Raw genomic sequence first — 1,012 nt, 5'->3', positions numbered from 1 at the left:
TTAGTAAAAAGGAATAAAGAAAATCGTGATAATACTCAATCTAAGAGTGATAAAAAAGATGCACTCGTTATCGCGGATATGGTCAAAAACGGTTATTACTCCTTTATTCGCCCATCATCAGAATCATTTGAGAAGCTTAGAGTGTTAATGTCTAATCGTGATGTGATTGTAAAACGTCTCGTAATGTCTATTAATCAAATAAATCGATGGGTAGATCTTGTCTTTCCAGAGATGAGACAAGTGTTTAAAGATGTTTCGTGCAAAGGGGCCATCGCAACCCTTCGTTTGTTTCCAACTCCTGATGAAATATCTTCAATGGAGCCACTAGATGTCATTAGGGGATGGAAGACATTAATGAAAAGACAACCAGGACCTAAAAAAGCTCAATTACTGATCAATCTAGCAAAATCTTCTATTGGAACTGGACAAGCACTTGATGCCTATAAATTCCATTTGGACCAATTATTAGAAGAATATGACCTCGCTGTAAAACAACTCGAAAGAGTTGAACAACAAGTTAAAGAAGTTCTCAACAAAATACCATTTGCAAAAAAACTACTTATGATTAAAGGAATAAGTGAAATTTCATTAGCTGGGATACTAGGCGAGTCAGGAGATCTAAGTGGATTCTCCCACGGAAACTCTCTATTACGTCATGCGGGATTACATCTAGCAGAGGCAAGTTCAGGCAAATGGAAAGGACAGATTGTCATTTCAAAGCGTGGAAGGTCAAGACTACGACGCTTCCTCTACTTAGCAACTATGAGCCTTGTGATGAATAACCCTGAGTTTAAAGCAGTCCATTCCCATAATGTGAAGGTAAAGAAGATAAAGAAAATGAAGTCAATAATGAAACTGATAGGTAAACTAGCAAGGATTTTTGTAGGAATAGCACGACGAAACGAGTCTTACTGTCCAAATAAAGTCCAAGTATTAGTCCCTTTAGCAGCATAGAAATAAAACATTAGTTATATAAAATGTATCATATAAATTAGTTAACTTTAATTTTGAA

The 1,012-nt window shown here is 35.9% G+C and carries 1 protein-coding gene; it reads left to right on the top strand.

Features of this window, described 5'->3' with window-relative positions:
• The coding region (locus tag COE25_RS29965) for a transposase (protein ID WP_098935232.1) at positions 1-954 on the top strand (954 nt) is incomplete at its 5' end.
• Positions 955-1,012: the final 58 nt, after the last annotated feature.

It is taken from the genome of Bacillus sp. AFS031507 (genome assembly GCF_002584635.1).
Lineage (GTDB): Bacteria > Bacillota > Bacilli > Bacillales > Cytobacillaceae > Neobacillus.
The sequence above is the reverse complement of the archived record's forward strand: the minus strand, read 5'-3'. Positions and strand labels throughout refer to the sequence as shown.